Consider the following 5,553-nt stretch of genomic DNA (forward strand, 5'->3'; position numbering starts at 1 on the left):
CTGGAAAACTTCCAGGCCGGGCGCATGGGCGATCCGCCCGCGGTGTCGCTGGCCGCGCGGCTGCGCGAACTGAACCTGCCGGCCGGTCGGCTGAAGACCGGCACGCCGCCGCGCATCGACGGCCGCAGCATCGACTACAGCCAGACCCAGGCGCAGCCCGGCGACGATCCGGCGCCGGTGTTCTCCTTCATGGGCGACGCTTCGATGCATCCCGCGCAGCGGCCGTGCTGGATCACCCACACCACTGAAAAGACGCACGCCATCATCCGCGGCGGCCTCGACCGCTCGCCGATGTATACCGGCGTGATCGAGGGGGTGGGGCCACGCTACTGCCCGTCGATCGAGGACAAGATCACCCGCTTCGCCGACAAGGCTTCGCACCAGATCTTCCTCGAGCCCGAGGGGCTGACCACCCACGAAATCTACCCCAACGGCATCTCGACCTCGCTGCCGTTCGACGTCCAGCTCGCCATCGTGCGCTCGATTCCCGGGATGGAGCATGCGCATATCCTGCGCCCCGGCTACGCCATCGAGTACGACTACTACGACCCGCGCAACCTCAAGGCTTCGCTCGAAACCAAGTCGATCGCCGGGCTGTTTTTCGCCGGACAGATCAACGGCACCACCGGTTATGAAGAAGCGGCGGCGCAAGGGCTGCTCGCCGGCATCAATGCCGCTTTGCAGGCGCAGGGGCGTGACGCCTGGAGTCCGGGCCGCCACGAGGCCTATCTCGGCGTGCTGGTCGACGACCTCATCACGCGCGGCGTCTCGGAACCCTACCGCATGTTCACCAGCCGCGCCGAGTACCGCCTGCAGCTGCGCGAGGACAACGCCGACATGCGGCTGACCGCAATCGGCCGCGAGCTTGGCGTGGTCGACGATGCGCGCTGGGATGCTTTCAACCGCAAGCGCGATGCGGTGGCGCGCGAAACCGGGCGGCTGAAGTCGGCCTGGGTCAACCCCGCCATCCTGCCGGCCGCCGAGGCGATCCAGCTGATCGGCCAGCCGATCGAGCACGAGTACAGCCTGTTCGAACTGCTGCGCCGCCCGAATTTGAACTACACGCAGGTGCTGGCCTTGCCCGGCGGCGGAGCGGGGGTGAACGATGCACGCGTCGCCGAGCAGGTCGAAATCGCCGCCAAATACCAGGGCTACATCGACCGCCAGAACGAGGAAGTCGAGAAGCAGCGCGAGCAGGAAACCCTGCGGCTGCCGGCCGATCTCGACTACAGCCTGCTTACGGGGCTGTCGATGGAAGTGCGCCAGCGCCTGCAGAAGGCGCGCCCCGAGACGCTGGGGCAGGCGGCACGCCTGCAGGGCATCACGCCCGCGGCGATCTCGGTGCTGCTGATCTACGCCAAGCGCGGTTTCAAGCCGGACGAACAAAAGCAAAGCGCATGAGCGTCGAACAGCAATTAACGGCGGGAGTCGCCGCCCTCGGCCTGGCTTTGCCCCAGGGCGGCGTGGCCAAGCTGCTGGCCTATCTGGCATTGCTCGACAAGTGGAACCGCGTGTACAACCTCACCGCGGTGCGCGATGCCGAGCGCATGGTCAGCCATCACCTGCTGGACTCGCTGGCAGCGGTGCCTTACGTTCAGGGCGGCGCGCCTCATTTGGTCCGTGTGCTCGACGTCGGTAGCGGCGGCGGCCTGCCCGGGATCCCGCTGGCGATCGCGCGGCCGGAGTTGCAGGTAACGCTGATCGACAGCATTGCCAAGAAAACCGCATTCCTGCTGCAAGCCAAGGCCGAACTCGGTTTGGGCAATCTGAACGTGGTCACCGGCCGGGTAGAGGATTGGCGACCTGCCGAGGGTTTCGATGTCATCACGTCGCGCGCGTTTTCCGACCTCAAGGAGTTCGTCGCGCTGACCCGCCATCTGCTCAAGCCCACTGGCCGCTGGCTGGCGATGAAGGGCTTGTACCCGCACGAAGAGATCGCCGGGCTGCCGGCTGACGTGAAAGTGGGCGCTGACCATGCGCTCTTCGTTCCGGGGCTGGAAGCGAGCCGCCATTTGATCGTTCTGGAGCCTGTTGAATGAGCCGAATCCTGGCAATTGCCAACCAGAAAGGCGGCGTCGGCAAGACGACGACGGCGGTGAACCTGGCCGCCAGCCTGGCCGAACTCGGGCAGCGCGTGCTGCTGGCCGACCTCGATCCGCAGGGCAACGCGACCATGGGCGCCGGCATCGAAAAGCGCACCGCGCTGCCGACCGTGTACCAGATCCTGCTCAATCAGGTGAGCGTGCGCGAGGCGCGCATGCGTTCGGAACCCGGCCATTTCGACGTCATCCCGGCCAACCGCGAACTGGCGGGCGCGGAGATCGACCTGGTGAATCTGGAGCAGCGCGACCTGCGCCTGAAAGTGGCGCTGGCGCAGGTCGCCGACGACTACGACTTCGTCCTGATGGACTGCCCGCCGACGCTGAACCTGCTGACCGTCAACGCCTTCGCGGCGGCGGAGGCGGTGCTGATCCCGATGCAGTGCGAGTACTACGCGCTGGAAGGGCTGACCGATCTGGTGGCGACCATCAAGAAAGTGAAGCAGCGGCTCAACCCGGATATCCGCATCGAGGGCCTGCTGCGCGTGATGTTCGACCCGCGCAGCACGCTGGCGCAGCAGGTGTCGGAACAGATCAAGCAGCACTTCGGAGACAAGGTGTACGACACCGTGATTCCGCGCAACGTGCGGCTCGCCGAGGCGCCCAGCCACGGCTTGCCGGTGCTGGCCTACGACCGCCAGTGTAAGGGCGCGAAGGCGTATATGGAACTCGCCGAGGAAACGCTGAAGCGTGCCGGCATTGCTGTAGGGGAGAGCGCATAATGGCCAAACTTAAGGGACTCGGGCGCGGACTCGACGCGCTGCTGGGCGGCGAAGACAACGCCGCGCCGCCGCAGGGCGACCTGCGCATGATGAACGTGGCGCACCTGGCGCCCGGCAAATACCAGCCGCGCACCCAGATGGACAGCGAATCGCTGCAGGAACTGGCCGATTCCATCCGCGCGCAGGGGCTGATGCAGCCGATCCTCGCCCGCGAGGTCGCGGGCGGCTACGAAATCATCGCCGGCGAACGGCGCTGGCGCGCGGCGCAGCTGGCCGGATTGAGCGAAATCCCGGTGCTGCTGCGCGATGTCGCCGACGACGCGGTGGCGGCGATGGCGCTGATCGAGAACATCCAGCGCGAGGACCTCAACGCGATCGACGAAGCGCACGGCCTGCAGCGCCTGATTCACGAATTCGGCATGACGCATGACGCCGTTGCGCAGGCGGTCGGCAAGTCGCGTGCGGCGGTATCCAACCTGTTGCGCCTGTTGAATCTGTCGCGCCCGGTGCAGGACATGCTGGTCGCCGGGCTGATCGAAATGGGCCATGCGCGCGCATTGCTGCCGCTGCAGGCCGGCGCGCAACGCGAACTGGCGCACGAAATCGAAACCCGCGGCCTGTCGGTGCGCGAGGTCGAACGCCGGGTGGCGCGGCTGAAGGACGCGGCCGCGGCGCCGGCCACACAGGCCGTGTCGCGCGACATCCTTCGGCTGGAAGAGGCGCTGTCCGATGCGCTCGGCATGACCGCCCGCGTGCAAACCAGCGGCAAGGGCAGTGGCAAGCTGACGCTGCATTTCGCCAGCGCGGACGAGTTGCAGGGTTTGCTGCAACGCTTGGGCATCCGGCTGTAAACCCGCGATACCTGGCGGGCGGGCCATTTTCGCCTATACAACATCACTACATAGTGAAATTCATCATCAAGCTGCTTGATGATTGCATAGACCGCACTAATTCTAGTATCATAACTGGCTAATGTTCACCGGCACCCGCTGCATCGGTATCTCGGCCACCCTGCGGGTGGCCTTGGCGCAAGCCGGACTCGCCCCAGTGGCGGGGCTGGTCGCCAGCGTGGTGGCGGGGAACGAAGCGGGGCTGGCCGTGCTGTATGGCGTGCTGGTGGCGCTGGCGGTCAGCCTCGTGCTGGTGTGGCGCGAGCGGCAGTCGATGCGGCATCCCGAGTGGGATCAGCATCGTTTGTTCAAGCTGTTCCTGCGCACCGGGATCGAGCGCTTGATGCTGCTGGTCGCGCTGCTGGCGTGCGGGCTCGGGGTGTTGAAGCTGGCGCCCCTGCCGTTGTTGCTCGGTCTGGCGCTGGCGCAGTTTGCCTGGCTGGCTGCGGCAACTGGCCGCAACAGTAACAACTAGTCTGTCCATCCGACGGGTTTGCCAAGGTTGGTTTTGAATGGGAGCGTGCTGCGCCTCCATCCAAAACCCACTTATTGAATTTGATCACTATGGCTTCGGAATACCATTCCTCTGGCGAGTACATCAAGCACCACCTCCAGAACCTGACCTATGGGCAGCATGCCGACGGCACCTGGGGCTTTGCCCACGGCGCCGAGGAGGCCAAGGCCATGGGCTTCTGGGCGATCAACGTCGACAGCATGCTGTTCTCGATCGGCCTCGGCCTGATCTTCCTGTTCCTCTTCCGCATGGCGGCCAAGAAGGCCAGCACCGGTGTCCCCGCCGGCCTGCAGAACTTCGTCGAATGGGTCGTCGAGTTCATCGACAACTCGGTGCGCGGCTCCTTCTCGCATCAGAATGCGCTGGTCGCGCCGCTGGCGCTGACCGTGTTCATGTGGGTGTTCCTGATGAACCTGATGGACCTGTTCCCGGTCGACTGGCTGCCCTTCGTCGCAACGATGGCCGGCGTTCCCTATATGAAGATCGTGCCGTCGACCGACCCCAACGTGACTTTCGGCATGTCGCTGTCGGTTTTCTTCCTGGTGCTGTACTACAGCGTCAAGATGAAGGGCGCGGGCGGCTTCTTCTCCGAACTGGCGTTCCAGCCTTTCCCCAAATTCCTGTTCCCGGTCAACCTGCTGCTTGAAGGCGTGGGCCTGATTGCCAAGCCGATTTCGCTGGCGCTGCGTCTGTTCGGCAACATGTATGCCGGTGAAATGATCTTCATCCTGATCGCGCTGATGTTCGGCGGCGGCTGGGTTCTGGCTGTGTTCGGCGGTGCCCTGCAGTGGGCGTGGGCGGTGTTCCACATCCTCATCATCACCCTGCAGGCGTTCATCTTCATGACCCTGACCATCGTCTACCTGGACATGGCGCACGCCGAACATCATTGATTTCGTTTTGATTCACTTGTTTTTAACTTTACTTTGATCTCTAGGAGCAACAAATGGAAATGACTCAAGCAGTGCTGTACATCGCTGGCGCCCTGATGATGGGTTTGGGTGCGCTCGGCGCAGCCGTGGGCATCGGCATCCTCGGTGGCCGCTTCCTTGAAGGCGCCGCCCGTCAGCCCGAACTGATCCCGATGCTGCGTACCCAGTTCTTCATCGTGATGGGTCTGGTCGACGCCGTGCCGATGATCGCCGTCGGTCTGGCCATGTACGTCCTGTTCGCCGTTGCCGGTTAATTCGCGGGTTGCTGCGGAACTTGTCGCCAACCCCCGTTTTTAACTCCCGTCATTAAAAGGTGCGGAAATGAACTTCAACGCAACTTTGATCGGCCAGTCCATCACGTTCATCTTCTTCGTGTGGTTCTGCATGAAGTTCGTG

The 5,553-nt window shown here is 64.2% G+C and carries 7 protein-coding genes and 1 pseudogene; all 8 read left to right on the forward strand.

Annotated elements, in window-relative coordinates:
- Positions 1-1,401: tRNA uridine-5-carboxymethylaminomethyl(34) synthesis enzyme MnmG (mnmG, locus tag BGO62_RS12440; protein ID WP_296642928.1), on the forward strand; the 1,401-nt coding region annotated here is incomplete at its 5' end.
- A complete protein-coding gene (gene rsmG, locus BGO62_RS12445; protein WP_296642930.1) occupies positions 1,398-2,039 on the forward strand; it encodes a 16S rRNA (guanine(527)-N(7))-methyltransferase RsmG in 642 nt (213 codons plus the stop codon). The genes mnmG and rsmG, both read left to right, overlap by 4 nt.
- Positions 2,036-2,821, forward strand: a complete 786-nt coding sequence (locus BGO62_RS12450; protein WP_296642935.1) for a ParA family protein — start codon at positions 2,036-2,038, stop codon at positions 2,819-2,821. Before rsmG ends, BGO62_RS12450 begins: the two co-directional genes overlap by 4 nt.
- Positions 2,821-3,672, forward strand: a complete 852-nt coding sequence (locus BGO62_RS12455; protein ID WP_296642936.1) for a ParB/RepB/Spo0J family partition protein — start codon at positions 2,821-2,823, stop codon at positions 3,670-3,672. The genes BGO62_RS12450 and BGO62_RS12455 overlap by 1 nt, the downstream gene beginning before the upstream one ends.
- Before the next feature lie 121 nt (positions 3,673-3,793).
- Complete coding sequence (locus tag BGO62_RS12460; RefSeq protein ID WP_296642938.1) at positions 3,794-4,186, forward strand: ATP synthase subunit I; 393 nt, start codon at positions 3,794-3,796, stop codon at positions 4,184-4,186.
- A gap of 89 nt (positions 4,187-4,275) precedes the next feature.
- Positions 4,276-5,118, forward strand: coding sequence for a F0F1 ATP synthase subunit A (gene atpB / locus BGO62_RS12465; protein ID WP_296642940.1), 843 nt, complete (start codon positions 4,276-4,278; stop codon positions 5,116-5,118).
- Positions 5,119-5,171: 53 nt separating this feature from the next.
- Positions 5,172-5,411 carry a F0F1 ATP synthase subunit C gene (atpE, locus tag BGO62_RS12470; RefSeq protein ID WP_018509318.1) on the forward strand — a complete coding sequence of 80 codons (240 nt, stop codon included), beginning with the start codon at positions 5,172-5,174 and terminating at the stop codon, positions 5,409-5,411.
- A 67-nt stretch (positions 5,412-5,478) separates the two neighbouring features.
- A pseudogene (locus tag BGO62_RS12475) lies at positions 5,479-5,553 on the forward strand (F0F1 ATP synthase subunit B); the annotation flags it as partial.

Source organism: Thiobacillus sp. 65-1402 (assembly GCF_001897685.1).
Lineage (GTDB): Bacteria > Pseudomonadota > Gammaproteobacteria > Burkholderiales > Thiobacillaceae > Thiobacillus.

Coding starts and splice junctions, on each gene's coding strand:
- atpE (WP_018509318.1), top strand. CDS start 5,172: ATGGAAATGACTCAAGCAGTGCTGTACATCGCTGGCGCCCTGATGATG.
- rsmG (WP_296642930.1), top strand. CDS start 1,398: ATGAGCGTCGAACAGCAATTAACGGCGGGAGTCGCCGCCCTCGGCCTG.
- atpB (WP_296642940.1), top strand. CDS start 4,276: ATGGCTTCGGAATACCATTCCTCTGGCGAGTACATCAAGCACCACCTC.
- BGO62_RS12450 (WP_296642935.1), top strand. CDS start 2,036: ATGAGCCGAATCCTGGCAATTGCCAACCAGAAAGGCGGCGTCGGCAAG.
- BGO62_RS12455 (WP_296642936.1), top strand. CDS start 2,821: ATGGCCAAACTTAAGGGACTCGGGCGCGGACTCGACGCGCTGCTGGGC.
- BGO62_RS12460 (WP_296642938.1), top strand. CDS start 3,794: ATGTTCACCGGCACCCGCTGCATCGGTATCTCGGCCACCCTGCGGGTG.